Raw genomic sequence first — 919 nt, 5'->3', positions numbered from 1 at the left:
TGGATTTCTTCTGATTTTACGGTATCACTTTTGGCAATCCGTGTTGTTTTGAAAAACCGAAGATTACGACCCTCTCTATCACCTTCTGCCAAAGGTGCACCACGTTCACTGGTTTGAATAAGCGAAAATGTATTATCACGCCGTTCAATACCAACCACTGTGGTACTGGTTTCAACTTCCTCAAAAAGATTAAGAGAGCTTACAAGACCAGGTTGAAACTCATAGTTTTCAATGGCTTTCATCATTGTGATGCTTGAGAAAGCATCATGTTTAAAAAAATTCATATCCATGTGTGCATTCTCCTATCGCAATAGAATGTTGTTTTTGTCTTCGAAAGACTGAATGGCCGCGTTCTTTTGCTCATCTGTGATGGCATCTGGCCATAGCAGTTCAGAAGCTTTCACTGTGCATAAGCGTGCTGTAATCACGGCGCGTTGATCGGCGCCTGTTGCGTCAACAGTGGCAAAAGAAATCCCTGCCGGTGTTTGGCTGCCATCTGTTGCTGCTGGATTAAGGGGGATATATTTTTCTGATGAGGTTATCTTTCCCATAACAGTTCCCGCTTCAATGAATGCTCCTGATGCAAACACCACTTCTTCGTTTGACATATCGGGGTCGTAGGGTCCAAGATAAGCGCCATTGCGTACGTCTTCATAAACAATATTCATTTCACTGCCCTCCAAGCTGCTTCCCATTTTGCGTGAATCTTTGCCTTGCTTGTCCCATCACTATGAGGGGTATAAGGCGAGACTTTTAAAGACGCGCTTTGAGAGCTAGCAGCCGTCAACACACATTGGCGTGCTTTTTCGAGACTCATACCGTTTTGAATAGCTTTTGCTGCGTCAAAAGAAACGCCTAATTGCTTTGCTTGCTTTTCAAGGTTGGTCAGTGCTTTTGCGCGCTTTCTTTCTTTTTCAAG

3 protein-coding genes are annotated in these 919 nt (G+C 43.7%); all 3 read right to left on the bottom strand.

What is annotated here, in order from left to right:
• The coding region (locus tag ACFIKU_RS09840; RefSeq protein WP_375657399.1) for a major capsid protein at positions 1-290 on the bottom strand (290 nt) is incomplete at its 3' end.
• A gap of 12 nt (positions 291-302) precedes the next feature.
• Positions 303-668 carry a head decoration protein gene (locus ACFIKU_RS09835; RefSeq protein ID WP_273783909.1) on the bottom strand — a complete coding sequence of 122 codons (366 nt, stop codon included), beginning with the start codon at positions 666-668 and terminating at the stop codon, positions 303-305.
• Positions 665-919 (bottom strand): hypothetical protein (locus tag ACFIKU_RS09830; protein ID WP_375657398.1); only part of this gene is annotated, 255 nt, incomplete at its 5' end. The genes ACFIKU_RS09835 and ACFIKU_RS09830, both read right to left, overlap by 4 nt.

This window comes from Bartonella sp. CM120XJJH, assembly GCF_042194715.1.
Taxonomy (GTDB): Bacteria; Pseudomonadota; Alphaproteobacteria; order Rhizobiales; family Rhizobiaceae; genus Bartonella.
Note: the sequence above shows the minus strand (reverse complement) of the source record. Positions and strands in the feature narration are given on the sequence as shown.